Raw genomic sequence first — 26,779 nt, 5'->3', positions numbered from 1 at the left:
CACCGCCGGTACATCTGGTTGCCATGAGCGCATGGCTGCGAAACGAATCGCCCCTCGATCACGCCACCGAGGTCACGGCGGCCGGAGCCGACTGGCTGACGTCGGCGGCGGCCTACCCGCGTTCCACCCTCGCCCTGTGGGAGGCGCGCCCGACCGCGCCGGCGGTGCTGCCGTGCGGCGCGGCCTTCGACGTGGTGAGCGTGGAGTCGGTCTTCGGGCGCCGCATGCTCGACCGGCTGTGGGGCGAGGGCCCCGGTTCGGGCCCGGTCGCCGTCCACCGGGGGCGGATGCTGCTGTTCACCGCGCCGGGCACGGCCCACCGGCTGCCGTCGCTGCTCCGCTGGGAGGAGTGGGGCGGCGCTGTGCCGCCGCTGCTCTGCCACGGCACCGGGGACGCGGTGACCGTCCCGCCGCTGGTTCCCGGGGGCACGGAGGGCACGGGCGTACCGCGCTGGCTGGTGGCGCCGGACACCCGGCATCCGTGGCTGCCGGGGCCGGAGGTCGTCCTGTGGGCGTGTGTGCGGGCGGCACGGGCGGGGGCGGCCGCGGGGGTGCGGGTTTCGATTTTTCCTCCCGCCGATCAGGGTGCTAAGGTCTACGACGTCAGCAGGCGCCGCTAGCTCAGTTGGTTAGAGCAGCTGACTCTTAATCAGCGGGTCCGGGGTTCGAGTCCCTGGCGGCGCACAGACGGGAAAAGCCCCTCGCGAGAGCGAGGGGCTTTTTCGTTGCCGCAGGGCCCGGACCGGGGAGCCGTCACGGCACCGAGACCCGTACGGTCCAGGTGCCCGTCGGCGTCCGGTCGGCGACCTCGACGCGGGCGTCCTCCCCCGGCACCGTGAAGGTCTCCCCCACGCGCAGGGGGGCGTCGGCCAGCGGCGGGTAGACGGACCGGTCGAAGCAGGCGTCGGTGGACGGGTGGGTGTCGATGACCTCCACGGGGCCGGCGCCGGACACGGCGTCCGTGCGCACCCGGTAGATCAGCACGCCCTCGGTGCAGGTGCCCCGGTCGTTGCCGGTCGCCCCGCGCGCCTCGATCGCCAGGGCGGTGTTGCTGCCGGTCCGGACGACGGCCAGGCGGGTGCCGACCGAGGCACCCCGCTCGGGCGCGGCGGCGAGGGGTTCCAGCGTGAACCGGCTGCTGCCCGGTTCACCCACGCAGTGGACCTGGCGCCGGTCGAGCCAGCCCAGCTTCCACTTGTGCCAGCCGAAGAGTTCCGGGGCCAGGGCGAACTGGCTGCCCATCACGTCCCAGTCACCCACATGGGTGTCCCAGTCGCCCTTGCCGTCCATCGGCCGGTGGTAGAGGTCCGGCAGGTCGAACACGTGGCCGGTCTCGTGGGCGAGGACGTTGCGGTCCGGCGGGTGCCGTTCGAAGACGGTGACCACGCGCTTGATCGGGGTGCCGTCGGCGTGGAGCGGGGTGTTGAAGTTGACGACCTTGGTGGCGTCGGAGTCGACACCGGGCGCGTCCGGGTCGGCCACCAGGTAGACGATGTCGTACCGCGAGAAGTCGACCACCGGGTCCGCGGCGGCGAGCGCGTCCTTGAGGTAGGCGGCGCGCCGCTCCGGCTCCCAGTCGCGCCGTATGGCGTACGCGGTGGAGGGGTGCGGCATCCGGATCCAGTCGCGGCGCGGGTGGGGCCGCAGGCTGAACTTGCCGTAGGAGGCCCGCTGGAAGAAGTGGCTGGTGGCGGGGAAGTAGTCGGCGGCGAGGGCATCGGGGGCGGTCAGCGGCCGGGAGTCCGGGAACGACAGGAACACCATCAGGGCGTCGAGCCGCCGGGTGGGCTTGGGGTAGGCGCCGTTCCAGGTGTCGAGGCCGAGTGAGTGATGCGCGTCGGTGCGCGGGAGGGCGCATGGGCCCGCCGCGGGCGCGGCGCTCGCGGGACCGGCGACGAGTCCGGTGGCGGCGAGCGCGACGAGGGCGAAGAGGCCCGCGGCGGTGGTGCGCAGGCGCCGGCGTTCCACTCCGTCGGGTGTCTGCTGACCCTCCACGTCGACCTCCGGTGCGGCATACGGGACGTCCCACCACCCTGTGCTGATTTGTGGCGTTACGCCCTGTTCCGCTGCCCCACTCGGGTGAGCGGCCGACGCGCCGCACCGGTCCGGGAAGTTCACCGACAGTCACAACCGGTCACGGCAGAACGGCGCCGCGCCACACCCGTGCAGAAACGATCGGCCGCATGAGCGGGGCGAGTTCCTCACAACAACCCCACCCGTCTCACGCGGTGGCGGCGCTGGAACGGCCGCCGCGAGAGCCTCTATGATCGGCACACTTTCCAGGCCGACCCATCCCGACCACATCTGTGCGTCACAACTGCCTTGCGGGAGCGAGCCGTGAACGGAACCTCCGAAGGACCGGGAGCTGCGGCAGTCTCACCGACCGGAACCGCCCCGCGGCCGGTCACAGAGAGTGATGAAACTGTCGAGGAACCGCGCCCCTGGGCCGCCGTCGCTCGCGTCCCGGCGAAGACGCCCGACGGGCCCGCCGCGGACGACTACCGTGCCGCCTTCAACGCCGCCCACATCGCCATGGCGGTCGTGGACCCCGAGGGGCACGTGGTGACCGCGAACGAGGCCCTGGCCACCCTCCTCGGCACGGACACCGCGTCCCTGCGCGAGCAGGCCGCCGCCGACCTCGTGGACCTCGCGTCCGACAGCCGCACCTGGCACGCGTACCACGAGGTGCTGCGCGGCCGCCGCTCCAGATTCCGGTGCACGCGCCGCCTGAAACATCCCGACGGGCGCTCCCTGTGGGCCGAGGTGACCGTCGCGCCGGTCACGGCCGGCCGGGGCGTACTGCTGTCGATCGCGGACATCAGCGACCGTCGCCAGCTCCAGGCCCGGCTGCGGCACCTCCAGATGCACGACCCGGTGACCCGGCTGCCCAACCGCACCCTGTTCTTCGAGCGCCTGACCTCCGCGCTGGAGAACTCCTCGTACGACGACGGCGGCACCGGCCGCATCGGCCTGTGCTACCTGGACCTCGACGGCTTCAAGGCGGTCAACGACACCCTCGGGCACCGCGTCGGCGACCGGCTGCTGGCCGCGGTGGCCGCCCGGCTCACCGAGTGCGCCGACGGCGACGGCCACACCCGCGGCGGCGGGCACCTCGTGGCCCGGCTCGGCGGCGACGAGTTCGCGATCCTCGTCGAGGACTCCACCGGCACCGAACAGCTCGCCGACCTCGCCCGCTCCGTACTGGCTTCCGTTCAGCGGCCGTTCGACCTCGCCGGACAGCGGCTGTCGGTCTCGGCCTCCATCGGGGTCGTCGAACGGACCGCCGCCGGCACCACCGTCAACGGGCTGATGCAGGCCGCCGACACCACGCTGTACTGGGCCAAGGCCGACGGCAAGGCGCGCTGGACGCTCTTCGACCCCGAGCGCAACGCCCACCGGATGACCCGGCAGGCGCTCTCCTCCACCCTCCGCCCGGCGATCGAGCGGGGCGAGTTCGCCCTGGAGTACCAGCCACTGGTGGGGATGTCGGACGGCACCGTGCGGGGCGTGGAGGCGCTGGTCCGCTGGAACCACCCGCAGTTCGGCTGCCTGGCGCCGAATCGGTTCATCGGAATTGCTGAAGAGGACGGGTCGATCGTCCAGCTCGGCCGCTGGGTGCTGCGCACCGCGTGCCTCCAGGCCCGGCGGTGGGAGCTCGACCACCCCGGCGAGCGCCCGCTGTTCGTGAGCGTGAACGTCGCCGTACGCCAGGTGTGGGACTCCGACCTGGTCGCGGACGTGGCCGAGATCCTCGCCGAGACCGGGCTCGCCCCGCACCTGCTCCAGCTGGAGCTGACCGAGTCGGCGGTGATGGGCTCGGCCGGACGCCCGCTCCAGGCCCTCCAGGCGCTCAGCGACATGGGCGTACGGATCGCCATCGACGACTTCGGCACCGGCTACTCCAACCTCGCCTACCTCAGCCGCCTCCCCGTGTCGGTCCTGAAACTGGACGGGTCCTTCGTCCGGGGCTTCCAGGACGAGGAGCACCCGAACCCGGCCGACGAGGTGATCGTCGAGGCCCTGGTGCAGCTGGCGCACCGGCTGGGGCTGACCGTCACCGCCGAGTGCGTGGAGACGTCCGGCCAGGCGGCCCGGCTGCGCCGCATCGGCTGCGACACGGGCCAGGGCTGGCTCTACTCCCGCGCGGTCGCCGCGGAACGGATCGCCGAACTGATCGGGATCAGCCCGGACTGACCCGCCGGCTCACGGTCACTGCACTGCGGACGAAGTCCCGTACCACCTGCGGCACTTCCCCCTCACGCACCCAGGCGACGCCCACCTGGCTGTGGCTCACCCCGCGCACCGGCCGGTAGACCACGTCGGGCCGCTGGTAGAAGCGGGCGGTGGCCTCCGGGGTGAGGCTGATGCCGTAGCCGTTCGCTATGGCGTTGAGCCACTCGTCCGGGTTCCCGGCCACCGCGCCGACCGTCACCGGGTGCCCCTCGCGCGCGTCGACGGCCAGCCAGTAGTCCCGCCACCAGCCGGAGGCGTCCGGGGTGGCGACGAACGGTTCGTCGAGGACCTCGTGGAAGTCGATCACCTCGCGGTCCGCCAGCCGGTGCGCGGCCGGCAGCGCGAGGCAGCGGTCCTCGGTGAGCAGCACCTCCACGCCCACCCGCTCCTGGCCCGGGAACGGCAGCCGCAGCAGCGCCACGTCCGCCGCGCCGCCCGCGAGTCCGGCCGTCGGGTCGTCCCAGCCGGTCTGGAGCATGCGCACCCGCCAGCCGGGGCGGCGGCGGGCGAACTCGGCGATGATGTGCTGGGTCAGCTCGTTGGCCGCCGAGGCCACGAACCCCACCCGCAGCACCCGGGCGGCCCGTGCGGCCGCCACCTTCGTGGCGCTCAGCGCGGTGCCCCAGGCGTCGAGTACGGCGGGCACGGCCGCGGCCAGCGCGGCACCCGCCGCGGTGAGGGTCATGCCGTTTCGGGAACGTACGAACAGCTCGACGCCCAGCTGCGCCTCCAGTTGCTTCACCTGCTTGGTCAGTGCGGGCTGCGAGATGAACAACCGCTCGGCCGCGCGCGTGAGATGGCCCTCTTCGGCGACGGCGGCGAAGTACCGCAACAGCCGGGTGTCGATGTCCATGCCACAAGGTTATGGATGCGGCTATTGGACCGGGGCAGCCGGACGGCGGGAACCTGATCGCACAACGAGCCACCGGCCGGGGAGAGTCCAGATGAGCAGTCCCAACATCGAGTTGATCAGGCGCTTCTGGGCCGGGTACGCCACCGGCGACCTCGACGCGGTGCTGTGGCCGGACGCGGTGTGGCACGTGCCGGGCGACCACCCGCTGGCGGGCAGCCACCGCGGGGCGGACGGGATCACGACGTACCTCGAGGGCCTGGCGACGGGCGACCTGACGGCGGACGTCCGGTACACGGGGGCCGACGAGACCCATGTGGTGGAGGTCCACCACTGTGAGAGCCACCGGGGGGACGGCACGGACATCGCCATGGACTGGGTGCTGGTCTTCCGTATCGACCGGGGACGCATCGCGGAGATCCGGCACTTTCCGGCGGACCAGGCGGCGGTCGACGAGTTCTTCAACGTCCTGGTGGGCGGCTAGCACCCACGGCCCGAGCCCGGCGACGTACCCGGGGTGGGGCCGTGCCCTCACCCACCGCCCGCCTGCAGTCGGCGTACAACCGGGCGGGGCCGTGCAGGGTCGCCCCCGCAGGGGCTGGCGGCGTTACCGGGGCTCCCTTACTCCTGACCCGAGGCCGCCGGCCCCGAGGAGGCGAGCCCGGAGGGGCCCCGCCCCACCCCCACCGGGGGTCACCGGCACGAGGCACCGCCCCGGTCCGTTGTGCCCACCCTCCCCCAAGCTCTCGGCTTCGCTCGAGCAGGGGGGACCCCCATCGCCCCAGCGGGACGACTGCCTACAACGAGACCGGCGGGGACGATTGCCCACAACGGGTGGACGGGGGCGCGAAGGGCTCAGAGGCCGTCCGGGAGGGCGTAGGCGTCGGCTATGAGTTCGTAGGAGCGCAGGCGGGCTTCCGCGCCGTGGACGTTGGCGGTGATCATGAGCTCGTCCGCGCCCGTGCGCTTCTGGAGGGCGTCCAGGCCGTCCCGGACCGCGTCGGGCGTGCCGTGCACGATGGTGGCGAGCCAGCCGTCGGTGAAGTCGCGCTCGGCGGCGCTGAACGCGTACGCCTCCGCCTCCTCCGGCGTCGGGATCAGGCCGGGCCGGCCGGTGCGCAGCCGGAGCATCGACAGCGCGCCGGTCAGGACCTGCCGCCGCGCCTCGCGCTCGTCGTCCGCGGCGAGGGCGGCGACCCCGATCACCGCGTAGGGCGCGTCCAGCGTCGCGGAGGGCCGGAAGGAGTCGCGGTACAGCTCCAACGCCGGGACGGTGTTGCGCGCCGAGAAGTGGTGGGCGAAGGCGAACGGGAGCCCCAGCATGCCCGCCAGCCGCGCGCTGAACCCGGACGATCCCAGCAGCCACACCGGCGGGCGCCCGGCCGGGCCCTGCACGGGGCCGGGTACGGCGTGGATCCGGGCGTACGGGTGCCCGTCCGGGAAGTCGTCGTCGAGGAACCGGACGAGTTCGGCGAGCTGCTCGGGGAACTCGTCGGCGCCCTCGCTGAGCCGCTCGGTGCGGCGCAGCGCGGCGGCGGTGGCGCCGTCGGTGCCGGGCGCCCGGCCGAGGCCCAGGTCGATCCGGCCCGGTGCCATGGCTTCGAGGGTGCCGAACTGTTCGGCGATGACGAGGGGCGCGTGGTTGGGGAGCATGACGCCGCCCGAGCCGAGCCGGATGCGGGAGGTGTGGGCGGCGAGGTGGGCGAGGATGACGGCCGGGGAGGAGGAGGCGACGCCGGGCATGGAGTGGTGTTCGGCCACCCAGTGGCGGTGGTAGCCGCGCCGCTCGGCGAGCTGGGCGAGGGTGACGCTGGTCGACAGGGCCTGGCCGGCGGTCCGGCCGCTGCCCACGGTCACCAGGTCCAGTACGGACAGGGGCACGGGCGCGGTCCCGTACGTCACCCCGCGAACCGCGTCCGTGCCTCGTATCGCGTCGTCACTCACCGGTGGATCCTCCTGCGCAGGTAATACGTACACCCGGCTAACAGGAGGACCTCTCCGCTTATTCCTTCCGGGCGAACAGCGCGCCCAGCTCCGCCGACCACGCCCCCCGCCGCTCCGCGAGCCGCAGGCCCTCCCAGACGGTCACCTGGTTCGCGGTGAGCACCGGCTTGCCGACCGCCGCCTCCAGCTCCGGCAGGCACCCCACCGTGTGCAGGGCCGTGTCCGGCACGAGGACCGCCTCCGCGGCGGGGTGGTCGGCCGCCCGGACGAACTCCACCACCCGCTCCGGCGCCCAGGTCGCGACCTCGGCCGCGGTGATCACGCCGGCCGCCCGGGAGGCGACCACCTCGACACCGGCGTCCTTCAGGAAGCGGGCGAACAGTTCCGTGACGTCCTCGGGGTACGTGGCCGCCACCGCGACCCGCCCGGCGCCCACCTCGCGTACCGCGTGGACGAAGCCGAACGACGTGCTGGAGGCGGGGAGCCCGGCCGCCAGGGCGAGGGCGCGGATCTGCTCGTGGGCGCCCTCCCAGCCGTACACGAACGATCCGCTGGTGCACGCCCACACCACCGACTCCGCGCCGGACAGGCGCAGCTCCTCCACGCCGGCCGAGAGCCGGTCGGGCGCGCCCATCTCGAGCAGCGCGTCGAGCCGGTGGGCGTCCTCGCCGATGTCGGTGTGGACGAGCGGCACGTTGACGCCGGTGAGCAGCGCCTCGATGCGGGGGTAGTCGTCCTCGCCGGAGTGCCCGGGGTAGAGCAGGCCCACCGTCGTCATGTCACGCCCTCCTGTCCTTCGGGTTCCACCGCCACGTCAGGTGACACCGCCGCCGGGCCCGGGGCGGGCCGGTCCATCAGCAGCGCCTGGTACGGGCCCACGGCACGCGCGCCGATCCGGCGCAGCGCCGCCCACACGGTGACCTGGTTCGCGGACAGCACCGGCATCCTCAGCTCCGCCTCCAGCTGCGGGATCACGTCGTACGTGGGCAGGTTCGTGCAGGAGATGAACAGCGCGTCGGCCGCGCCGGTCACCGCCCGCCGCGCCATGTCGGCCACCGCGCGGTAGGGCACCTTCCAGATGTGTCTGGTCAGCCCGAGGAAGGCCCGCCCCGTGACGGCTGCCCCGGCTTCCCGGAGATAGTCCTCCAGGGCGCGGGTGACGGACTCGGTGTAGGGGGTGACGAGCGCGACCCGGCGTGCGCCCAGCTCGGCCAGGGCCTCCAGGAGCGCCCCGGAGGTGGTCACCGAGGCGACGTCACCCGCCCGGGTCATCGCGGCGCTCATGGCCCGCTCCCCCGCGAGGCCGCCGACGAAGCTGCCGGAGGCGCAGGCGTAGGCGACGACCTCCGGCTCGGCTGCCGACAGGGCCCGTACGGCGTCGGTGAGCGTCTCGTGCTCGCTGACCAGCCGGGCGAGGTCGAGCGAGACCTCGACGGGGACGTACGGCGTGCGGGTCAGGCGCAGCGACACGTCACCGGGCACCCAGCGCCACAGCTCACGGTCGAGTGCGAAGTCGAACGGGGCGACGACGCCGACGCCGTGCTGGGGCGCCGGTCCGCCGAGGAAGGAGACGTCCATCGCGAGCCCCCCAGCGTCGTGTTGACGAAGGTAGGGCGGGGTGCGACCGTGGTCAATCGATGTCGCTGCCCACACTTCTCGTCCTCCGGGCGGATCCTCCGCCCCGTCTCGGCCGGCTGACCGGACGGGTCCGGGTCCGGTACGCCGACGAGAGCGCCCTCGCCGCCGAGCTGCCGTCCGCCGACGTGCTGCTGGTGTGGGACTTCACGTCCGACGCGGTGCGCGCGGCGTGGCCGGGCGAGGGGCGCAGGCCGGGCTGGGTGCACACGCCGAGCGCGGGCGTGGACCGGCTGCTGTGTCCGGAGCTGGTGGCGTCGGACACGGTGGTGACGAACGCGCGGGGCGTGTTCGAGGAGCCGATCGCCGAGTACGTGGCGGGGCTGGTGCTGGCCATGGCGAAGGATCTGCCGGGCACGCTGGAGCTGCAGCGGGAGCGGCGCTGGCGGCACCGCGAGGTGCTGCCGGTGGCGGGCAGCCGGGCGGTGGTGGTGGGGGCGGGCCCGATCGGCCGGGCGGTCGCCTCGACGCTGCGGGCGCTGGGGGTGCGGACGGCGGTCGTGGGGCGGACGGCGCGGCCCCGGATCCACGGGGTGGACGAGCTGGACCTGCTGCTGACGCGGGCGGACTGGGTGGTGTGCGCGGCGCCGCTGACGGAGTCGACGCGGGGGATGTTCGACGCGCGGCGCTTCGGGCTGATGCAGCCGTCGGCGCGGTTCGTCAACGTGGGGCGCGGGCAGCTGGTGGTGGAGGACGACCTGATGACGGCGGTCGCCAAGCGGTGGATCGCGGGGGCGGCGCTGGACGTGTTCGCGGAGGAGCCGCTGCCACCGGACAGCGCGTTGTGGGACGTGCCGGGGCTGATCGTCTCGCCGCACATGAGCGGGGACACGGTGGGCTGGCGGGACCGGCTGGGGGCGCAGTTCGTGGACATGTTCGAGCTGTGGGAGGCCGGGCGGCCGCTGCCGAACGTGGTGGACAAGAAACGTGGGTACGTACCCGTGCATGACTGAGCCGACGACGTTCCTCACGGACCTGACCGCTCGCCAGCTCCTCGACGGTTACGCGCGGGGCGACTTCTCCCCGGTGGACGCGGTGCGCGCGGCGCTGGACCGGGTCGAGGCGGTGGAGCCGCTGGTGAACGCGTTCGTGCGGGTCGACGCCGAGGAGGCGCTGGCGGGCGCGGCGGCGTCGGCGGAGCGGTGGCGGCGCGGGGAGACGCGGGGCCCGCTGGACGGGGTTCCGGTGACGGTGAAGGACGTGCTGCTCCAGGCGGGCGGCCCGACGCTGCGCGGCTCGCGGACGGTGCGCCGGGACGGCCCGTGGGACGAGGACGCGCCGCCGGTGGCGCGGATGCGGGCCGCGGGGGCGGTGTTCCTGGGGAAGACGACGACGCCGGAGTTCGGCTGGAAGGGCGTCACGGATTCGCCGCTGTCGGGGGTCACCCGCAATCCGCACGACCCGTCGCGGACGGCGGGTGGTTCCAGTGGGGGCAGTGCGGCGGCGGTGGCGCTGGGGGCCGGGGCGCTGTCGCTGGGGACGGACGGGGGCGGGTCGATCCGCATTCCGGCGTCGTTCTGCGGGGTGTTCGGGATGAAGCCGACGTACGGGCGGGTGCCGGTCTATCCGTCGAGTCCGTTCGGCACGCTGTCGCACACGGGTCCGATGACCCGGGACGCGGCGGACGCGGCACTGCTGCTGGACGTGATCAGTGGTGACGACTGGCGGGACTGGTCGCACCTGGGCCCGGCGCGGCCGGTGGGCGCCGCGTATCAGGAGGGCGTGAAGGGAATGCGGGTCGCGTACTCGCCGTCCCTGGGCGGGCAGGTGGCGGTGCAGCCGGACGTGGCGGCGCTGGTGCGGGCGGCGGTGGAGCGGCTGGCGGCGATGGGCGCGTACGTGGAGGAGGCGGATCCGGACGTCACGGATCCGGTGGACGCCTTCCACACGCTGTGGTTCAGCGGGGCGGCGCGGCTGGTGCAGCGTCTGGGGCCGGAGCAGCGGGAGTTGCTGGACCCGGGGCTGCGGGAGGTGGCGGAGCGGGGCGCGCGGTACAGCGCGCTGGAGTACCTGGCGGCGGTGGACGCGCGGACGGCGCTGGGCCGGCGGATGGGCCGGTTCCACTCCACGTACGACGTGCTGGTGACGCCGACGCTGCCGCTGACCGCGTTCGACGCGGGGGTGGAGGCGCCGGGCGGGTCGCGCCGGTGGACGTCGTGGACGCCGTTCACGTACCCCTTCAACCTGACGCAGCAGCCTGCCGCGTCCGTCCCGGTGGGGGTGGACGGCGAGGGCCTGCCGGTGGGGCTCCAGCTGGTCGCCGCCCGGCACCGGGACGAGGCGGTGCTGCGGGCGGCGCACGCGCTGTACGCGTGCGGGGCGGCGGGCGCCCCGCAGCCGTAGGGCGGGTCCCCAGGTCAGGCGCGGCGGAAGCTGAGCGTCTCGCCGAGCGCGCCGGCGCGCCACAGGTCGTGGCAGGCCTCGGCCATGCGGTCGAGGCCGTCGACCACCGTGCCCCACACGATGCCGGGGACCCAGCCGGTGTCGCCGTTGAGGAGCAGGTTGTTGCGCTCGTAGAAGAGGGCGAGGTCGACGGTGACGGGCCGGCGGGCGAGGTCGTCGCGTCCGTACCCGTACGCCGCCGTCCCCAACTCGGTCCCCTGGAAGGTGAAATAGCACAGATCGCCCGGTATCGGGGTCACGGTGGGGTTCTCCAGCGGGGGTTCCCGGTCGGCGAACGCGGGGAAGAGGGCGTAGATCTCATTACGGGCGTACTTCGCGTGGTAGACATCTCCCCCGAGCGGCAGCGCCTCCCACACCGCGTCGCAGGTCAACGGGGCCCGGTCGGCCAGCAGTTTCGCGGTGCACCGCACCCCGCGCTTGTCCAGGGACACGGTCAGGTATCGGTCGGCCATCCTGGAGACATACCCAGCCGGGAACCGGGTAGCGGCGCGCCCATGGCTCGAACAGTTCGTCGATTCAGAACAGGTCCCCTACGGCGGCGCACCCTGCTGCTCGGCTCCGCCGCGGCTGCCACGGGCGCCGTCGCGGCCTCCGGTTGCAGCCGGGTCGCCTCCGGCAACGCGCTCGACCGGCTCAGATCCCAGGGCACCGTCCGGCTCGGCATCGCGGGCGAAGTGCCCTACGGATACGTCGACGAGGAGGGGGAGTTCACCGGTGAGGCACCGGAACTGGCCAAGGTGGTCTTCCAGCGCCTCGGCGTCGGAAGGGTCCAGCCCGTCGCCACCGACTTCGCCTCCCTGATACCCGGCCTGAACTCCCAGCAGTTCGACGTCGTCTCGGCCGGGATGTACATCAACAAGGAGCGCTGCGAACAGGTCATCTTCTCCGACCCCGAGTACCAGATGCTCGACTCCTTCATCGTCCGCAAGGGCAACCCCAAGAACCTCCGCTCGTACGAGGACGTCGTGCGCACCGGGGCCAGGTTCGCCACCGGCACCGGGTACGCGGAGATCGACTACGCCGTGGCGGCCGGGTACCCCGAGAAGGACATCGTCATTCTCCAGGATCAGGTCGCCGGGCTGAACGCGGTCGAGTCCGGCCGCGTCGACGTCTTCGCCGGCACCGCCCTGACCACGCGTGAGGTGGTGAAGAAGAGCAGCCGGGCCGAGGCCACCGCCCCCTTCGCCGCGGTCGTCGACGGCAAGAAGAAGATCGACGGCGGCGGCTTCGCGTTCCGCCCCACCGACACCGAGCTGCGCGACGCCTTCAACACCGAGATCCACAAGATGAAGAGGAGCGGCGAGCTGTTCCGCGTCCTGCGGCCCTTCGGCTTCACGGAGGCCGAGATGACCACCCTCACCGCCGAGGAGCTGTGCCGATGACCGCCGGACTCTGGCAGAACTGGGTACTGCCCGGCATCTGGATCACCCTCCAGCTCCTGGTTTACAGCGCGGCGCTGGCCGCCGTGGTCGCCTTCGGCGTCGGCATGGCCCGCACCCACCGCTCCCTGTTCGTCCGCTTCCTGGCGGGCGCGTACACGGAGATCTTCCGCGGCACGTCGGCGCTGATCCTCATGTTCTGGCTGTTCTTCGTAGTGCCGCCGCTGCTGGGCTGGCAGCTGGTGCCGATGTGGGCCGCGGTGCTCGCGCTGGGCCTGTCGTACGGGGCGTACGGCGCCGAGATCGTCCGCGGCGCCCTCAACTCCGTACCGAAGGCGCAGACGGAGGCGGGCGTGGCGCTCAGCTTCACGCCGTGGCAGCGGATGCGGCTCGTGGTGCTGCCGCAGGCGGTGCCCGAGATGATCCCGAGCTTCTGCAACCTTCTCGTCGAGCTGCTCAAGGGCACGGCGCTGGTGTCGCTGCTCGGGGTGGGCGACGTGTCCTTCGCCGCGTATCTGGTGCGCCTGGCCACCCAGGAGAGCGCGCAGATCTACTCCGTCATCCTGGTGATCTACTTCGTGATCGCGTTCGTCATCACCCGCTCCATGAAGGCCCTCGAACGGAAGACCAAGGCGAACCTGGGGGTGGCGGTCCGATGAACTGGGACTGGTCCGCGGTCGCGGACTTCATGCCGCGCTTCTGGGACGGGCTGCTGGTCACCCTCCAGGTGCTGGTGCTCGGCTCGCTGATCTCGTTCTCGCTGGGGCTGGTGTGGGCGGCGGCCTTCCGGGCGCCGAGCCGCTTCGTGCGGTGGCCGGTGCACGTGGTGACCGAGTTCATCCGCACCACGCCGCTGCTGGTACAGCTGTTCTTCCTGTTCTTCGTGCTGCCGGAGTGGGGCGTGCAGTTCTCGGCGCTGACCACCGGCACGCTCGCCATCGGCCTGCACTACTCGACGTACACGGCGCAGGTCTACCGGGCCGGCATCGACGCCGTACCGGCCGGCCAGTGGGAGGCGGCCACCGCCCTGAGCCTGCCGGCCCACCGGACCTGGTTCGCGGTGATCCTGCCGCAGGCCCTGCGCCGCATCGCGCCGGCGCTCGGCAACTACGTCATCGCCATGCTGAAGGACACGCCGCTGCTGGCCGGAATCAGCGTGCTGGAACTGCTCCAGCAGTCCCGGCTGGAGAGCGCCTCCACCTTCCAGTACACCGAGCCGCTCACGGTCGTGGGTGTCGCCTTCGTCCTGATCGCCTATCCGGCTTCCCTCTTCGTACGTTCCCTGGAGCGCCGCCTTGTCAAGTGAACTGATCCGTTTCGAGAACGTGTCCAAGCGCTTCGGCGAGAACACCGTCCTGGACGACCTGTGCTTCGCGGTCGAGGAGGGCAAGCACGTCACGCTCATCGGGCCGTCCGGCTCGGGCAAGACGACGATCCTGCGGATGCTGATGACGCTGGAGCGCCCGGACTCGGGCGTCATCCAGGTCAACGGCGGCCGGCTGTACCCGGCCGACGAGAAGCAGCGGCGCGAGCTGCGCAAGAAGATCGGCATGGTCTTCCAGCAGTTCAACCTGTTCCCCAACATGTCCGTGCTGCGCAACATCACCGAGGCGCCGGTACGGGTCCTGGGCCTGGACAAGGACGAGGCCGAGCAACGCGCCCGTGAACTGCTGGACCTGGTGGGACTGGCCGAGAAGTGCGACGCCAGACCCGCCCAGCTCTCCGGCGGCCAGCAGCAGCGGGTGGCGATCGCCCGCGCGCTGGCGATGCGCCCGCGGGTGCTGCTGCTGGACGAGGTGACGAGCGCGCTCGACCCGGAGCTGGTGGCCGGAGTGCTGGACCTGCTGCGCGACATCGCGCGCAGCACGGACATCACCATGCTGTGCGTGACGCACGAGATGAACTTCGCCCGGGACATCTCCGACGAGGTCTTCATGTTCGATTCCGGCAAGGTCATCGAGTCCGGCACGCCGGAGAAAATCTTCTCCGAACCGGAGCATGAACGCACCCGCGACTTCCTCGGCGCGGTGCTCTGACCTCTCCCTACTGACCGGAAGTTTGCCGCTGGCATATGTCTCGGTGTCCCGCCCCTGCCCAGGCGCACGGGGCGGGACAGTTTCTTGCCAACAGGAGCCCACGAAACGGCTCTTGGCGGCTATCGTGGTACGGAAGCTTGCGGTCACAACCTGGTAGGGGGAAACCGTGGCGCTGAAGCCCGAGCCGACCGCGCCGTTCCATTCGGTGCAGTACGCCCTGCGTGTTCTCGAAACGATCTCCAGGCACGGCGGCGGGGTGACCGACGTCCAGATCGCACGCGAGACGGGGCTTCCGGCCGGTCATCTGACACCGCTGCTGCTCATGCTGCGCCGTGAGGGCTATGTCGAGCAGGTCAGCGACGGCGCCTATGTCGTGGGTGACTCCCTGGTGCTGCTGGGCTCGGGCGCCACCCGGCACGAGGCCCTGCAGAGCAAGCTCCAGGACACCCTCACCGAGCTGCGCGACTCGGTCGGTGCCGCCGTCTACATCAGCCGGTACATCGACGGCGAAGTGAAGATCACGCAGATGGCGGACGGCCCGCACACGCCCAAGGTCAACGAGTGGGTGGACTTCCGGTCGGCGGCCCACGCCAGCGCGGTCGGCAAGTGCCTGCTGACCCAGCTCGACCAGAACGGCCGCCGCGACCACCTCTCCCGCCACAAGATCGCCCGCCTGACCTCGCGGACGATCACCAGCGAGAAGGTGCTGTTCTCCAAGCTGGACAGCCAGCCGCCGACCGTCCCGGTGCTCGACCTCCAGGAGTACGCGGTGGGCACGGTCTGCGCGGCCGTACCGCTGACGGCCGGATCCGCGGTCGGCTGCCTCGCCCTGTCGCTCCCCATCGAGCACGCCCACCGGCTGCGCTCGGCGGCGGACGCCCTGAACCGCAGAGCCGCACCCGTGGTGCTGTCGCTGGCGCTCTAAACCTTCCGGGCCCGCTCTGTGAGCCGGATCACTCTCCAGTGGTCAGGGGCACCCCTCGGACCAGGTAGTATTAACTCTGTCAGCAGGCGCCGCTAGCTCAGTTGGTTAGAGCAGCTGACTCTTAATCAGCGGGTCCGGGGTTCGAGTCCCTGGCGGCGCACAGACGGAAGAAGCCCCTCGCGGAAGCGGGGGGCTTCTTCGTGCTCACGCGCGCAGGAAGGCCAGGACGGCGAGGACACGGCGGTGGGTGTCGTCGGCGGGCGGCAGGTCCAGCTTTCCGAGGATGTTCCCGATGTGCTTGCCGACCGCCGCCTCGGTCACCGTCAGCCGCCGGGCGATCGCCCCGTTGGAGTGGCCCTCCGCCACCAGGCCCAGCACCTCGCGCTCCCGCGGGGTCAGCGCCGCCAGCGGATCGCGGTGGCGGCGCAACAGCTGGCGCACCACCTCGGGGTCGACGACCGTGCCCCCGGCCGCCACCCGGGTCAGGGCGTCGAGGAACTCCTCGACCTGGCCGATCCGGTCCTTGAGCAGATAGCCCACCCCGGTGCCGTCGCCCGACTCCAGCAGCTCGGCGGCGTACGCCCGCTGGACGTACTGGCTGAGGACCAGCACGGGCAGGGCCGGGCGCTCGGCGCGCAGGGCCACGGCGGCGCGCAGCCCTTCGTCACGGAAGCCGGGCGGCATACGGACGTCGGTGACGACGACGTCCGGGTCGTGCTCGGCGACCGCGCCCTGCATGGCGGCCGCGTCGCCCACCGCCGCGACGACCTCGTGGCCGAACCGGCCGAGGAGGCCGGTCAGCCCCTCGCGCAGCAGCACGCTGTCCTCGGCCAGGACTATCCGCAGAGGGCTTGGCAAGGGATCTCCACTCGCAGCACGGTCGGCCCGCCGTTCGGGCTGATGATCGTCAGTCTGCCATCGAGGACGGCGATCCGGTCGGCCAAGCCGGTCAGGCCGGTGCCGCCCGGGGTCCCCCCGCGTCCGGCGGTCGCGGCGGCGGGGTCGGCGCCGCCCCTGCCGTCGTCCTCCACCTCCATCCGCAGCAGCCCGTCGGCGTGCCGGGCGGTGAGGCGGGCGCGGGCCGCGCCGCTGTGCTTGCCGACGTTGGCGAGGGCCTCGCAGGCGGCGAAGTACGCGGCGCTCTCCACGGGCGGCGGCAGGCGGGGCAGGTCGATGCCGGTGTCCACGGGTACGGCCGACCGGTCGGCGGCGTCGGTGAGGGCGGCGCCCAGCCCGAAGTCGGTGAGGACCTGCGGGTGGATGCCGTGGATGAGTTCGCGCAGCTCGGTGAGGACCCGGCCGGCCTCGTCGTGCGCCCGGGCGAGCTGGTCGGCGAGCGGACCGGGCGGGGCGTCCAGGCGGGCGAGGCCGAGGGTCATGGTGAGGGCGACCAGCCGCTGCTGGGCCCCGTCGTGCAGGTCGCGCTCGATCCGGCGGCGCTCCGCCTCGAACGCGGCGACCAGACGGGCGCGGGAGCGGGTGACCTCGCCTATGCGGAGCCGCAGCTCGGTGTCACGCGGCGCGAGGAGGAGCCGGGTCAGGGCGGCCCGGGCGCCGGCGAGGGCGCCCAGCGGATACAGCAGCGCGGGCAGCAGGAGCAGCCCGCACACGGCGGCCGCGAACGCGGCGGGGTAGGAGGCGAGGAGCGGGCCCTTCAGCACCCGCACCTCGTGGCCGTCCAGCGCGAGCAGCAGGGGCGTGGCCAGCAGGGCGAGCGGCGCGCCGAGCGCCACGGCGACGGCGAGCAGCTCCAGCGGCCACAGGACGAGGCCGTGCAGCAGCGCGTACGCCAGCTCCCGCCAGGTGGCCTGCTCCCGCACCCGGACCCGCAGCCAGGCGGTCAGCCCGGGCGCGTCGGGTATCCGGTGCGGGTCGGCGGCCGGGTCGGCGTCGACGAGCCGCAACCGCCGCCGCTCGACGCCCCCGAGGGCGACGCCGGTCAGCAGCAGCAGCGGTACGCCGACGAGCAGCAGGGAGAAGGCGGCCAGGACCAGGAGGAGGGCCAGCACGGTCGCGCCGACGAGCGCACCGCTCGCCAGGTAGCCGGCCGACCGCCAGGGCCAGCCGCCGCGCAGGTAGTCACCCCTGGTCAGGGCCTGCCAGGGCGTACGGGGATCCATGGGGACCACGGTAGGCGCCGGGCTCTCGGCGCCACCATGGCCCCAGCGGGTGTACGCGGGGTAGGGCAGGCCCCACCCGTGGGCGGCGGCTGTCGCCCGTCACCCCGTCAGAACTGCACGTCGGAGCAGGCGTAGAAGGCGTTCGTCGTGTCCGCGACCGTCCAGACGGCCAGAATCAGGTGCTTGCCGGTCTTGCCGGCCGGGATGGTGCCCTGGTGCGAGAGCGTGGCCGGCGGCTGCTGGGCGTTGTAGGGGACGGTCAGGAACGGCTGGGGGTCCAGGGCGGCGCGGGTGAGTGGTGCGTTGCGGTTCCAGCCGTTCTTGGTGATGTAGTACTTGAAGTCGGTGGTGCGGTGCCGGGCGGTGAACTGCCAGCGGAAGGTGTAGCCCTGGCCTCCGGTCACCCTGGTGGCGGGCCAGTTCCCGCCGCGCGGGTCGTCGAGCTGGGCGAACTGCCCGTTGCCGCCGGCGCAGATCCTGCCGTCGGCCGGCCCGCCGGACGGGAAGCCCTTGGGCCCCTCGACCGACTGCGGCTCCCACTGGATGTTGCCGCAGTTGGTCACGGTGCCGTTGGCGCAGAGTTTCTGACGGCTGATGGGCGAGTCGGTGTAGCCGTGGCTGCTGGCGCTGCCGGTGGCCAGGAGGGAGACCCCTGCCACGCCGAGGGCAACCACGGCCGTGCCTATCTTGTGTCGCATGCTGTCGCTCCAGACAGAACGTGGGGGAGTTCGGTGGGCCGTGCTGCACGCGTGCGTGTGGTGCTGCTGGTGCGGGTGACACCAGAGGCGGGGATCCGGTCTAGACCAAGTCCCAATGTATTAACGCCGCTTGAACATGTCCATACCAATCACGGACCTTCGACCGGACCACTCCGGCCCGTGTAGAAGGCCACCGTGAGGTCCTTGACCAGCGCCTTGCGGTCGTAGTCGTCCAGCTCGACCAGACCACGCGTGGTCAGCCGGTGGACCATGTCGTCCACCGCGTCCACCACCGACGTCAGGACCGTGTCCCGGTGCTCGGCGTCGATCGCGGCGACCCGGCGCCGCTGCATCGCGGCCGCGATCTCCGGCGCGTACTCGATCCGGGTGGGCTGCGCCGAGAAGACGTCGACGCCCACCGGGACGCACTCCGCCGACAACATCCGCGTCAGCGCCTCCCCCACCGCCTCCGCGTCCCGCAGGGTCGGGGCGTCCTGGTGGAAGGCGTCGGCCGGCAGCTGCGACAGCACCCGGGCCATCGCCGACTCCACCTGCTCGCGCAGGTACCGCTCGTGGTCCGCCACGCCGAGCGCCGCCCGCACCGTGTCCCGGATCCGCCACACCACCAGCACCACGACCCGCAGCGCGGTGCCGTTCGCGTCGACGGCCGGGAGCGGCTCGCTGCGCCAGTGCCGCAGCCGCACGTCCACCCGGCGGCGCAGCAGCAGCGGGCTCACCCACATCAGCCCCGTGCGCCGCACACTGCCCCGGTAGTCCCCGAAGAGGGTGAGGACCCACGCGTACCCGACCCGTCCCCGCGCCAGCCCGCCGAAGGCGAACAGCACCACCAGCACGCCCAGCGCCAGCACCGCCCAGATCCCGAGCGGGATGCCGTGGTACGGGCGTTCCGGCAGGCCCAGCATGCCGGTCACCGGCGCGGGCACCACACCGGCCCACCACACCAGCGCCGCACACCCCGCCAGCCCGGCCGCCCCGGCCGCCACCCCGGCCCACCCGGGCAGCACCGGTCCGGGCCGCTCGACCAGCCCGGGGTCGGCCGCCGCCACGGGCCGCCGCGCCGGACCGGGCACCCGCGCCGCCCGCGTGGCGCCCGACGGCCCCGCGGACACCGTGCGTACCGCATGTCCCGCCTGTCCCGCACGCGAAACGGCGACGCCGCCCCCGACCAGGCCCGTGCCCAGACCCGTGCCCGTGCCCAGACCCGTACCCGTGCCCTCCGCGCCTCCGCCCGTCACCCCGCCCGGAGCCGCGTCCACGGCGGCCGTGCCGTCCACGGCGTCCGCAGCGCCGGACGCCGCCACGGCCGCCGAGGGCTCCCCCACCACCGTGACCGGCCCGGTCGCGGCCGCCCCGGGGGCCGCCGTGTCGTCGTCCCGGAACAGCAGGTGCACCGGGATCGGGCCCGTGGTCTCGTTCCGGATGACCGGAACCCGCCGACCGGTCACCGCCCCGCCGCCCTCCGGTGTCGCCGTACTCAACCCTGCCTCCTCGTGGTCGGTCATCGGAACAGTCGCCGCCAGGTCTCCGGACCCGGGTAGCCGTTGGCGGCGGCGCCGCGCCAGCCCTGGGCGCGCTGGAACGCCTCGACGTTGCGCCGGTCGGCCTCGGTCCAGCGCGGCCCGGGACCCGAGCGGTAGTGGGCGCCGAAGCCGCGCTTCACCAACTGGCGCCCCAGCCGCTCGACGTGCGGGCCCGACCGGCCGGGCCGGAAGTGCGCGGCGCCGGGGAACGGCGGCGTCACGGCGGAGGTGCCGCCGGCGGCAGGGATGTCCCGACCCTGGCCGCCGGCCAGCAGCCGCCAGGTGTGCGGCCCGGGCAGCCCGTCCGCCTCGCGCCCGGTCCAGCCCTGCGCCCGCTGGAAGGCCTGCGTCGCCCTCCGGTCCGCCTCCGTCCAGCGCGGCCCGGGACCGGAGCGGTAGAACCGCCGGCCGCCCCGCTCGACGAGCATCCGCCCGAGCCGGGTGACGTGGCCGTTGTTCGCGCCGGGCCCGAAGGACGCCGCGCCGGGGTAGGCGACGGACGTGCCCGGGCCGCCGGGGCTGCCGGGCGTACTCCCGCTCAGGCCCTTGTAGCGGTAGGCGACATAGCGGCTGGAGTTGTTCCAGTACGCCATCGGGGTGGCCTGCCGGCGGGCGTGCGGCTTGGCCTGTTCGTAGGCCGTGTAGGAGGTGCGGGTGTAGTCGGTCCAGCCGCCGAAGATGGTCACGTGCGAGCCCCGGTTGGGGTCGGCGGGGTTGTGGAAGAGCAGGATGTCGCCGGGCTCGAGGTCGGAGCGGTCCAGCCGGGTGCCGAACCGGGCCAGTGAGCCGGTCCATTCGTTGCCGGTGAGGTCCCAGGCCATCGACACGAAGCCCGAGCAGTCCTGGCGGTACCCGTCCGTCCAGTACTTCTCCATGGAGTACGGGACCTTCGCGGCGACCCACCGCTTGGCGCGGTTGATGATCTCGGCGCGGCTGGACCGGCGCAGGGCGGGCACGGACACGGCGCCGCCCGTGGGTCCCGCGTGCGGGCGTCCGTGCAGGGGCCCGGCGCCGCCCTGCGGGGTGCCGGCGTCCGGGTCGCCCCGGTCACGGCCGGGGTCGGAGAGGCCCATGGGACCGGTGTGGCCGGCCGGGCCCGCCGGGTGGGCGAGGGCCGTCGCGCCGCCGGTTCCGGCCCCGGCACCGGCCCCGAGGGCCACCCCGGCGGCGGTGAACACGACCAGGGCGCGGCGGGCGCCGTGCGCGGCGGGATGGCCGCCCGCGATCACGGCCGGACGGAGGGCCGCCTCGCGGCGCTGCCGGGCGCAGCCGGTGCAGGGACAGTCGGCGGCGGGCTCGTACTCCTCGAATACCGGGACGGCGGCCATGCGGTTCCCCTCCGGGTTCTTCCGGGCTTGCGTACGGGCGCCAGTGTCGCAACTGTCCTGACAAGTCGCATTTTGACGGCCGAAAGGCAAAAAACAGCTGGACGACAGGCCGGAGAGCCGCCCAATGGTCAGCCCGGCGGACCGGCGGCGGGTCCGGACCACCCCCGGACATCGGGTAGAGTTACGCAGGTCAGCAGGCGCCGCTAGCTCAGTTGGTTAGAGCAGCTGACTCTTAATCAGCGGGTCCGGGGTTCGAGTCCCTGGCGGCGCACGCGAGGCCGAGGCCCTCTCACCACGGGTGAGGGGGCCTCCGTCGTGCCGTCACTCCCGAGAGCTCAGGCGAACCACGCGTATACCCCGTTACCAGTCCGTTTCATCCTTGGGATCGAGCGGAGTGGCCGTAGACCCTATCCTGGAGCCAATGCCCCGCAATGGGGCATGAGGTTCGTGCAGTTGGCGGCAGTTCCGGGAGAGGCCCCGGTTGCGGGGACCGCGGGGTGGGGGCCCGTTCACACGCGGGGTGCCGTGACAGGCATCATGCAACCGGAAGGTCGTCTTTCCCTGTCTACGGGGATGGTGGCCTGCCACCTATGCGTCAGGACACGCCGGCCCAGGGGGACCGCGCGCTCCCGGCGGGAAACGACACGACCAATCACGCAGCCATCATGCGTGCGGGGGGATGACTCATGACGTCGACGCCGACCGGCGCCCGGCAGGACAACGACCCATCCCGGACCACTCAGCTCCGGGTTCCCCCGCAGCTCCGGACCGGCGGGGCCCGGCGGCGGGCCGCCGAGAAGCCGCTGCCGCGCTACGACTACGAGCACTACAGCAGGCTCGCCGGCCCCCTCACCCAGCCGGACCCGAACAAGCCGTACAAGGTGCAGTACCGCTCGCTCCTGTCGCAGGAGCCGCACCGCATCCGGGTCGCGCTGATGCTCGCCGCCGCGCCGGTGCTCTCGCTGGTGCTGCTGTTCTGGCTGCTCCAGCCCGAGCACTGGACCGAGCGGGACTACCCGGCCTTCGACTGGCTGCCCGCGCTCGACGTCGTGATGCTGGTCTCGATCGGCCTGATCGAGTTCTTCCGCTGCATGAACGTCGTGTCGAACGCACACGCGACGCTGGTCGCCCGCGACCCGGTCCCGGTGGTGCCGGAGTCCGGCACCCGCGTCGCCTTCCTCACCTCCTTCGTCCCGGGCAAGGAGCCCCTGGAGATGGTGACGAAGACGCTGGAGGCCGCCGTGAAGATCCGGCACCGCGGGCTGATGCACGTCTGGCTCCTCGACGAGGGCGACGACCCCGACGTCAAGGCCGTCTGTGAGCGTCTGGGCGTGCGCCACTTCTCCCGCAAGGGCATCGCGAAGTGGAACCGGCCGACCGGCGCCCACCGTGCCAAGACCAAGCACGGCAACTACAACGCCTGGCTGGACGCGCACGGCGACAACTACGACTTCTTCGCCTCCGTCGACACCGACCACGTGCCGCTGCCGAACTACCTGGAGCGCATGCTGGGCTTCTTCCGGGACCCGGACATCGGCTTCGTCATCGGCCCGCAGGTCTACGGCAACTACGACAACTTCGTCACCAAGGCCGCCGAGTCGCAGCAGTTCCTGTTCCACGCGCTGATCCAGCGCGCCGGCAACCGCTACGGCTCGCCGATGTTCGTCGGCACGTCGAACGCCGTGCGCATCTCGGCGCTCAAGCAGATCGGCGGCCTGTACGACTCGATCACCGAGGACATGGCGACCGGCTTCGAGATCCACCGCCACAAGAACCCGGCGACGGGCAACAAGTGGCGCTCGGTCTACACCCCGGACGTGCTCGCCGTCGGTGAGGGCCCCAGCGCCTGGACGGACTTCTTCACCCAGCAGATGCGCTGGTCGCGCGGTACGTACGAGACGATCCTCAAGCAGTACTGGAAGGGCTGGTACTCGCTGCCGCCGAGCAAGCTCTTCAACTACACGATGATGATCATCTTCTACCCGATGTCCGCCCTGAACTGGATCCTCGCGGCCCTCAGTTGCGCGCTGTTCCTGGGGCTGGGCGCCTCGGGTGTGAACATCGACCCGACCGTGTGGCTGATGCTCTACGGCAACGCCTCCGCCCTCCAGATCGGCCTGTACGTCTGGAACCGCCGGCACAACGTGTCCCCGCACGAGCCGGAGGGCTCCGGCGGTGTGGCCGGCATGGTGATGTCCGCGCTGTCGGCGCCGCTCTACGCCAAGGCGCTGATCGACTCCGCCCTGCGCCGCAAGAGCAAGTTCGTGGTCACCCCCAAGGGCGACTCCGCCAGCCCCGACCGGTGGTTCGGAACGTTCCGCTACCACTGGTACTTCATCGGGATCTTCGGCGCCTCGGTCGCCGCGGGCTTCGTCTTCGGGCACTCCCACCCCGCGATGATCATCTGGGCGACGTTCGCGACGCTGATCACCGCGACGCCGATCTTCGTCTGGCGGCACATGCTGCGCCAGGAGAAGAAGAGCCCCGCCCGCCACGCCGGCGGGCAGGGCCCGCAGCCGCCCGCACCGGCCGGGGACCCCGCGCCGCAGGCCAAGCCGAGCTGGGCCGAGCAGAACGACACCATGCAGATCGCCCTTGGGGGACGTAACAAATGAGCAGCCTGCCCGTCCGGCCGAACCACCGGAGGAACCGCGCCCGTCGCATCCTGATAGGCACGGCGGTGGTTGCTGTGGTCGCCGGGTTCAACGGGCCGGCCCTGTACCGGTACGGCTCGGAGAAGTACCACGACTACACGATCAACAAGCCGGAGTACAAGGCCGCCAACGGCCACTGGGACTACCTCGACGTCCCCTCCGAGTTCCGGATCAACACCATCCACGCGGCGCTGCTGCACACCGGCAAGGTGCTGCTCGTCGCGGGCTCCGGGAACAACCAGAAGAACTTCGACGCGAACAAGTTCGAGTCGGTGCTGTGGGACCCGAAGACGAACGACTTCAAGAAGATCCCCACCCCCAAGGACATGTTCTGCGCCGGGCACACCCAGCTGCCCGACGGGAAGCTCCTCATCGCCGGCGGCACCAAGCGGTACGAGAAGCTCCAGGGCGACGTCACCAAGGCCGGCGGCCTGATGATCGTCCACAACGAGGACCCGGACAAGCCGATCACCCTGCCCGCCGGGACGAAGTTCACCGGCAAGGCGAACGGCAAGACGTTCGTCTCCAAGGACCCGATCCTCGTGGAGAAGGCCGAGAAGGTCTTCGACAAGGAGACCGGCCGCTTCCTGCGCACCCAGCCCGGTCTCGGCCGGATCTACGTCGAGGCCGAGGAGTCGGGCAAGGAGTTCGAGACCGGCACCGAGGACAACTACAAGGTCGGGGGCCTCAAGGGCACCGACGCGCGCAACGTCTACGGCATGGCGCAGAAGCTCGCCCTGGACAAGAAGGACTTCCAGGGCATCAAGGACGCCTTCGAGTTCGACCCGGTCGCCGAGAAGTACATCAAGGTCGACCCGATGAACGAGGCGCGCTGGTACCCCACGCTCACCACGCTCAAGGACGGCAAGGTCCTCGCCCTGTCCGGCCTGGACGAGATCGGCCAGATCGTCCCCGGCAAGGACGAGATCTACGACCCGAAGAAGAAGACCTGGGAGTACACCGGGATCGAGCGCCGCTTCCCGACCTACCCGGCGATCTTCCTGATGGACAACGGAAAGCTGTTCTACTCCGGCTCCAACGCCGGGTACGGGCCCGCCGACGTCGGCCGTGACCCGGGCGTCTGGGACCTGGAGAAGAACAAGTTCGACAAGATCCCCGGCCTGAGCGACGCGGACAAGATGGAGACGTCCGCCACGGTCATGCTGCCGCCCGCCCAGGACCAGCGGTTCATGGTCATCGGCGGCGGCGGGGTCGGCGAGTCGGAGAAGTCCAGCGAGAAGTCCCGGCTGGTCGACCTCAAGGACCCGAATCCCCGCTTCAAGGACGGCGCATCCCTCGACAAGGGCACCCGCTACCCGAGCGCCTCGCTGATGCCCGACGACACCGTCCTGGTCACCGGCGGCTCGGAGGACTACCGGGGCCGCAGCGACTCCAACGTCCTTCAGGCGCGCACGTACGACCCCAAGAGCGGGACGTACACCCGGGTCGCCGACCCGCAGGTCGGGCGCAACTACCACTCCGGCTCGGTGCTGCTGCCCGACGGCCGGGTGATGATCTTCGGTTCGGACTCGCTCTTCGCGGACGCGGCGAACACCAAGCCCGGCGTCTTCGAGCAGCGCATCGAGATCTACACCCCGCCCTACCTCTTCCGGGACGCCAAGCCCAAGGTCACCGGCGGTCCGGCGAAGATCGAGCGCGGTGACAGCGGGGTCTTCAAGACCCCGGACGCCGCGAAGATCAAGACGGCCAAGCTGATGCGGCCCAGCGCCGTCACCCACGTCACCGACGTCGACCAGCGCTCGATCGCCCTGGAGATGAAGAAGACGGCCGGCGGCATCGAGGTCACCGTGCCGGAGAACCGCGCCCTGGTCCCGTCCGGCTGGTACATGCTCTTCGTCACCGACGACAAGGGCACCCCGTCCGAGGCGGTGTGGGTCGAGGTCCCGTAGGACCGGCCGAAGTACGACGACGAGGAGGGGCGCCCCCGGCGGGGGCGCCCCTCCTCGTCGTCGTGGCTCCTACTTGGTGTTGCGGGCCAGGTCCAGGGCGTACTCCGGGTACCAGTCGCCCGCCTTCGGGCCGCCCTTGCAGTCGCCGTCCGACTCACCCGGGCGCTTGATCCACAGGTACGCGTCGACCAGCGGGTCGCCCGTCTCGGTGGTGGGCGTCTCACCGAGGGCGCGGCCCGGCGGGTTGCACCAGTTCTCGGCCGGGTCGCCGCCGGTGTACGGGCCGTTGCCGTTGCGGCTGGTGTCGATGACGAACGGCTTGCCGCCGATCTTCGCCGAAACCTTCTTGCCGTACTCCTTGCTGGCCGCGGTCGTCTGGAAGTTCGCCACGTTCACCGCGAAGCCGTCGGCCTGCTCGACGCCCGCCCACTTCAGCGGCTCGAAGATCGAGTCCGGCTTGCCCCAGCCGGCGTTGCCCGCGTCCAGGTACACCTTGGTGTGCGGGAGCTGCTTGAGCCGCTTCACCGCGCCCTTGAGCAGGTCGTACCGCTCCTCGTGGTACTGGTCCTCGGTGCAGCCGTCGACCATGTGCATCACCGCGTCCGGCTCCACGATCACCGTGGCCCGCCGGTCGCCGATGCCCTTGGCGACCTTCTCCAGCCAGGCCCGGTACGCGTCGCCGTCGGCGGCGCCGCCCGCGGAGTGCTGGCCGCAGTCGCGGTGCGGGATGTTGTAGAGGACCAGCACGGCGTCCCGGTCGGCCTTCGTGGCGGCCTCGGTCAGGCCCCGGGCGTCCTCCTCGGGCTGCTCGGTGCCCACCCACTCGCCCACCGGCTGGGAGGCGATCTTCTTGATCAGCTCGGCGTCCGCCGTCTTGCCGTCGCGCTGGTAGCTGGCGACCTGCTGGGCCGCCTTGCTGCCGGGGTTGACCCAGAACGGGTCCTGAGCCTTGGGCTGCTGGCCCATGCTGGGCGCGGCCGCCGGCGACGTGCCGCCGGCGTCGGGAGAGGTGCAGCCCGCCAGCAGCAGCAGCGCCACCGCGCCCACCGCCCCCGTCGCGACCGCCCCGACGCGGGCACGCCCGGTGCAACTGCCGTACATCCACTCCCCCTTGGGTGCACTC

Annotated in this window: 23 protein-coding genes, 3 tRNA genes and 1 pseudogene; 15 read left to right on the top strand and 12 right to left on the bottom strand. The window is 72.1% G+C overall.

Annotated elements, in window-relative coordinates; all coding sequences use genetic code 11:
* Nucleotides 1-23 precede the first annotated feature (23 nt).
* Complete coding sequence (locus EIZ62_RS21180; RefSeq protein WP_156694214.1) at nt 24-620, top strand: bifunctional DNA primase/polymerase; 597 nt, start codon at nt 24-26, stop codon at nt 618-620.
* A tRNA-Lys gene (locus EIZ62_RS21175) sits at nt 611-684 on the top strand. Before EIZ62_RS21180 ends, EIZ62_RS21175 begins: the two co-directional genes overlap by 10 nt.
* A gap of 69 nt (nt 685-753) precedes the next feature.
* Here EIZ62_RS21175 and EIZ62_RS21170 read toward each other — a convergent pair.
* Entirely contained in the window at nt 754-1,995 is a 1,242-nt protein-coding gene (locus EIZ62_RS21170; protein WP_156694213.1) for a M6 family metalloprotease domain-containing protein, read from the bottom strand.
* A 342-nt stretch (nt 1,996-2,337) separates the two neighbouring features.
* Here EIZ62_RS21170 and EIZ62_RS21165 point away from each other — a divergent pair, with 342 nt between their 5' ends.
* Nucleotides 2,338-4,194, top strand: a complete 1,857-nt coding sequence (locus EIZ62_RS21165; RefSeq protein WP_156694212.1) for a putative bifunctional diguanylate cyclase/phosphodiesterase — start codon at nt 2,338-2,340, stop codon at nt 4,192-4,194.
* On the opposite strand, the gene EIZ62_RS21160 is transcribed toward EIZ62_RS21165, so the two are convergent.
* Nucleotides 4,181-5,086, bottom strand: coding sequence for a LysR family transcriptional regulator (locus EIZ62_RS21160; protein WP_156694211.1), 906 nt, complete (start codon nt 5,084-5,086; stop codon nt 4,181-4,183). The two genes, EIZ62_RS21165 and EIZ62_RS21160, sit on opposite strands and share 14 nt — an antisense overlap.
* A 91-nt stretch (nt 5,087-5,177) precedes the next feature.
* Between EIZ62_RS21160 and EIZ62_RS21155 the strand changes: the two genes are divergently transcribed.
* On the top strand, nt 5,178-5,567 hold the full coding sequence (locus EIZ62_RS21155) for a nuclear transport factor 2 family protein (protein ID WP_167536405.1): 390 nt from the start codon (nt 5,178-5,180) through the stop codon (nt 5,565-5,567).
* 371 nt (nt 5,568-5,938) lie between these two features.
* Here the strand turns inward: EIZ62_RS21155 and EIZ62_RS21150 are convergent, their stop codons facing one another.
* Genes EIZ62_RS21150 through EIZ62_RS21140 form a run of 3 tightly spaced genes read right to left on the bottom strand, consistent with a single transcriptional unit; the run spans nt 5,939 to nt 8,605 of the window.
* Nucleotides 5,939-7,027 (bottom strand): LLM class flavin-dependent oxidoreductase, encoded by a 1,089-nt coding sequence (locus EIZ62_RS21150; RefSeq protein ID WP_156694209.1) that lies wholly within the window; start codon nt 7,025-7,027, stop codon nt 5,939-5,941.
* 58 nt (nt 7,028-7,085) lie between these two features.
* A complete protein-coding gene (locus EIZ62_RS21145; protein ID WP_156694208.1) occupies nt 7,086-7,805 on the bottom strand; it encodes a maleate cis-trans isomerase family protein in 720 nt (239 codons plus the stop codon).
* Nucleotides 7,802-8,605: a maleate cis-trans isomerase family protein gene (locus EIZ62_RS21140; RefSeq protein WP_156694207.1), complete on the bottom strand. Its 804-nt coding sequence runs from the start codon at nt 8,603-8,605 to the stop codon at nt 7,802-7,804. The genes EIZ62_RS21145 and EIZ62_RS21140 overlap by 4 nt, the downstream gene beginning before the upstream one ends.
* A gap of 59 nt (nt 8,606-8,664) precedes the next feature.
* Between EIZ62_RS21140 and EIZ62_RS21135 the strand changes: the two genes are divergently transcribed.
* On the top strand, nt 8,665-9,615 hold the full coding sequence (locus EIZ62_RS21135; RefSeq protein WP_156694206.1) for a D-2-hydroxyacid dehydrogenase: 951 nt from the start codon (nt 8,665-8,667) through the stop codon (nt 9,613-9,615).
* Nucleotides 9,608-11,005 carry an amidase gene (locus tag EIZ62_RS21130; RefSeq protein ID WP_156694205.1) on the top strand — a complete coding sequence of 466 codons (1,398 nt, stop codon included), beginning with the start codon at nt 9,608-9,610 and terminating at the stop codon, nt 11,003-11,005. The genes EIZ62_RS21135 and EIZ62_RS21130 overlap by 8 nt, the downstream gene beginning before the upstream one ends.
* Nucleotides 11,006-11,019: 14 nt before the next feature.
* Here EIZ62_RS21130 and EIZ62_RS21125 read toward each other — a convergent pair whose 3' ends face one another.
* The gene (locus tag EIZ62_RS21125) at nt 11,020-11,517 is read right to left on the bottom strand and encodes a DUF3830 family protein (RefSeq protein WP_156694204.1); all 498 of its coding nucleotides are present in this window, start codon (nt 11,515-11,517) and stop codon (nt 11,020-11,022) included.
* A 42-nt stretch (nt 11,518-11,559) separates the two neighbouring features.
* On the opposite strand from EIZ62_RS21125, the gene ehuB reads away from it, so the two are divergent.
* The 6 genes from ehuB (at nt 11,560) to EIZ62_RS21095 (ending at nt 15,565) form a co-directional block, all read left to right on the top strand.
* A complete protein-coding gene (gene ehuB / locus EIZ62_RS21120; protein WP_167536404.1) occupies nt 11,560-12,447 on the top strand; it encodes an ectoine/hydroxyectoine ABC transporter substrate-binding protein EhuB in 888 nt (295 codons plus the stop codon).
* Nucleotides 12,444-13,103 (top strand): ectoine/hydroxyectoine ABC transporter permease subunit EhuC, encoded by a 660-nt coding sequence (ehuC, locus tag EIZ62_RS21115; protein ID WP_156694203.1) that lies wholly within the window; start codon nt 12,444-12,446, stop codon nt 13,101-13,103. Before ehuB ends, ehuC begins: the two co-directional genes overlap by 4 nt.
* Nucleotides 13,100-13,750, top strand: coding sequence for an ectoine/hydroxyectoine ABC transporter permease subunit EhuD (gene ehuD / locus EIZ62_RS21110; protein WP_156694202.1), 651 nt, complete (start codon nt 13,100-13,102; stop codon nt 13,748-13,750). The genes ehuC and ehuD overlap by 4 nt, the downstream gene beginning before the upstream one ends.
* Nucleotides 13,740-14,480 (top strand): ectoine/hydroxyectoine ABC transporter ATP-binding protein EhuA, encoded by a 741-nt coding sequence (gene ehuA / locus EIZ62_RS21105; protein WP_244375867.1) that lies wholly within the window; start codon nt 13,740-13,742, stop codon nt 14,478-14,480. The genes ehuD and ehuA overlap by 11 nt, the downstream gene beginning before the upstream one ends.
* Nucleotides 14,481-14,646: 166 nt before the next feature.
* The gene (locus EIZ62_RS21100; RefSeq protein WP_156694200.1) at nt 14,647-15,405 is read left to right on the top strand and encodes an IclR family transcriptional regulator; all 759 of its coding nucleotides are present in this window, start codon (nt 14,647-14,649) and stop codon (nt 15,403-15,405) included.
* Nucleotides 15,406-15,491: 86 nt separating this feature from the next.
* Nucleotides 15,492-15,565, top strand: a tRNA-Lys gene (locus EIZ62_RS21095).
* A gap of 44 nt (nt 15,566-15,609) precedes the next feature.
* On the opposite strand, the gene EIZ62_RS21090 is transcribed toward EIZ62_RS21095, so the two are convergent.
* The 5 genes and pseudogenes from EIZ62_RS21090 to EIZ62_RS32530 all read right to left on the bottom strand — a co-directional run bounded on the left by EIZ62_RS21090 (nt 15,610) and on the right by EIZ62_RS32530 (nt 21,092).
* Nucleotides 15,610-16,263, bottom strand: coding sequence for a response regulator (locus tag EIZ62_RS21090; RefSeq protein ID WP_156694199.1), 654 nt, complete (start codon nt 16,261-16,263; stop codon nt 15,610-15,612).
* Complete coding sequence (locus EIZ62_RS21085) at nt 16,242-17,525, bottom strand: sensor histidine kinase (protein WP_156694198.1); 1,284 nt, start codon at nt 17,523-17,525, stop codon at nt 16,242-16,244. The genes EIZ62_RS21090 and EIZ62_RS21085 overlap by 22 nt, the downstream gene beginning before the upstream one ends.
* A gap of 107 nt (nt 17,526-17,632) precedes the next feature.
* The gene (locus EIZ62_RS21080) at nt 17,633-18,223 is read right to left on the bottom strand and encodes a lytic polysaccharide monooxygenase auxiliary activity family 9 protein (RefSeq protein ID WP_156694197.1); all 591 of its coding nucleotides are present in this window, start codon (nt 18,221-18,223) and stop codon (nt 17,633-17,635) included.
* A 149-nt stretch (nt 18,224-18,372) separates the two neighbouring features.
* Nucleotides 18,373-19,686, bottom strand: a pseudogene (locus EIZ62_RS32535) (SPFH domain-containing protein); the annotation flags it as partial.
* Between the two features lie 56 nt (nt 19,687-19,742).
* A complete protein-coding gene (locus EIZ62_RS32530; RefSeq protein ID WP_244375865.1) occupies nt 19,743-21,092 on the bottom strand; it encodes a peptidoglycan-binding protein in 1,350 nt (449 codons plus the stop codon).
* Nucleotides 21,093-21,289: 197 nt separating this feature from the next.
* On the opposite strand from EIZ62_RS32530, the gene EIZ62_RS21070 reads away from it, so the two are divergent.
* The 3 genes from EIZ62_RS21070 (at nt 21,290) to glxA (ending at nt 25,656) form a co-directional block, all read left to right on the top strand.
* Nucleotides 21,290-21,363: transfer RNA gene (locus tag EIZ62_RS21070), tRNA-Lys, on the top strand.
* A gap of 415 nt (nt 21,364-21,778) precedes the next feature.
* The gene (locus EIZ62_RS21065; RefSeq protein ID WP_156694196.1) at nt 21,779-23,707 is read left to right on the top strand and encodes a glycosyltransferase family 2 protein; all 1,929 of its coding nucleotides are present in this window, start codon (nt 21,779-21,781) and stop codon (nt 23,705-23,707) included.
* The gene (gene glxA, locus EIZ62_RS21060; protein ID WP_156694195.1) at nt 23,704-25,656 is read left to right on the top strand and encodes a radical copper oxidase GlxA; all 1,953 of its coding nucleotides are present in this window, start codon (nt 23,704-23,706) and stop codon (nt 25,654-25,656) included. The genes EIZ62_RS21065 and glxA overlap by 4 nt, the downstream gene beginning before the upstream one ends.
* Nucleotides 25,657-25,725: 69 nt before the next feature.
* On the opposite strand, the gene EIZ62_RS21055 is transcribed toward glxA, so the two are convergent.
* Entirely contained in the window at nt 25,726-26,757 is a 1,032-nt protein-coding gene (locus tag EIZ62_RS21055; RefSeq protein WP_156694194.1) for a glycoside hydrolase family 6 protein, read from the bottom strand.
* Nucleotides 26,758-26,779: the final 22 nt, after the last annotated feature.

It is taken from the genome of Streptomyces ficellus (assembly GCF_009739905.1).
Lineage (GTDB): Bacteria > Actinomycetota > Actinomycetes > Streptomycetales > Streptomycetaceae > Streptomyces > Streptomyces ficellus_A.
The sequence above is the reverse complement of the archived record's forward strand: the minus strand, read 5'-3'. Positions and strand labels throughout refer to the sequence as shown.

Coding starts and splice junctions, on each gene's coding strand:
- EIZ62_RS21180 (WP_156694214.1), top strand. CDS start 24: ATGAGCGCATGGCTGCGAAACGAATCGCCCCTCGATCACGCCACCGAG.
- EIZ62_RS21155 (WP_167536405.1), top strand. CDS start 5,178: ATGAGCAGTCCCAACATCGAGTTGATCAGGCGCTTCTGGGCCGGGTAC.
- EIZ62_RS21055 (WP_156694194.1), bottom strand. CDS start 26,757: ATGTACGGCAGTTGCACCGGGCGTGCCCGCGTCGGGGCGGTCGCGACG.
- EIZ62_RS21130 (WP_156694205.1), top strand. CDS start 9,608: ATGACTGAGCCGACGACGTTCCTCACGGACCTGACCGCTCGCCAGCTC.
- EIZ62_RS21085 (WP_156694198.1), bottom strand. CDS start 17,525: ATGGATCCCCGTACGCCCTGGCAGGCCCTGACCAGGGGTGACTACCTG.
- EIZ62_RS21125 (WP_156694204.1), bottom strand. CDS start 11,517: ATGGCCGACCGATACCTGACCGTGTCCCTGGACAAGCGCGGGGTGCGG.
- ehuD (WP_156694202.1), top strand. CDS start 13,100: ATGAACTGGGACTGGTCCGCGGTCGCGGACTTCATGCCGCGCTTCTGG.
- EIZ62_RS21160 (WP_156694211.1), bottom strand. CDS start 5,086: ATGGACATCGACACCCGGCTGTTGCGGTACTTCGCCGCCGTCGCCGAA.
- glxA (WP_156694195.1), top strand. CDS start 23,704: ATGAGCAGCCTGCCCGTCCGGCCGAACCACCGGAGGAACCGCGCCCGT.
- ehuB (WP_167536404.1), top strand. CDS start 11,560: ATGGCTCGAACAGTTCGTCGATTCAGAACAGGTCCCCTACGGCGGCGC.
- EIZ62_RS21135 (WP_156694206.1), top strand. CDS start 8,665: ATGTCGCTGCCCACACTTCTCGTCCTCCGGGCGGATCCTCCGCCCCGT.
- ehuC (WP_156694203.1), top strand. CDS start 12,444: ATGACCGCCGGACTCTGGCAGAACTGGGTACTGCCCGGCATCTGGATC.
- EIZ62_RS21145 (WP_156694208.1), bottom strand. CDS start 7,805: ATGACGACGGTGGGCCTGCTCTACCCCGGGCACTCCGGCGAGGACGAC.
- EIZ62_RS21065 (WP_156694196.1), top strand. CDS start 21,779: ATGACGTCGACGCCGACCGGCGCCCGGCAGGACAACGACCCATCCCGG.
- EIZ62_RS21080 (WP_156694197.1), bottom strand. CDS start 18,223: ATGCGACACAAGATAGGCACGGCCGTGGTTGCCCTCGGCGTGGCAGGG.
- EIZ62_RS21140 (WP_156694207.1), bottom strand. CDS start 8,605: ATGGACGTCTCCTTCCTCGGCGGACCGGCGCCCCAGCACGGCGTCGGC.
- EIZ62_RS32530 (WP_244375865.1), bottom strand. CDS start 21,092: ATGGCCGCCGTCCCGGTATTCGAGGAGTACGAGCCCGCCGCCGACTGT.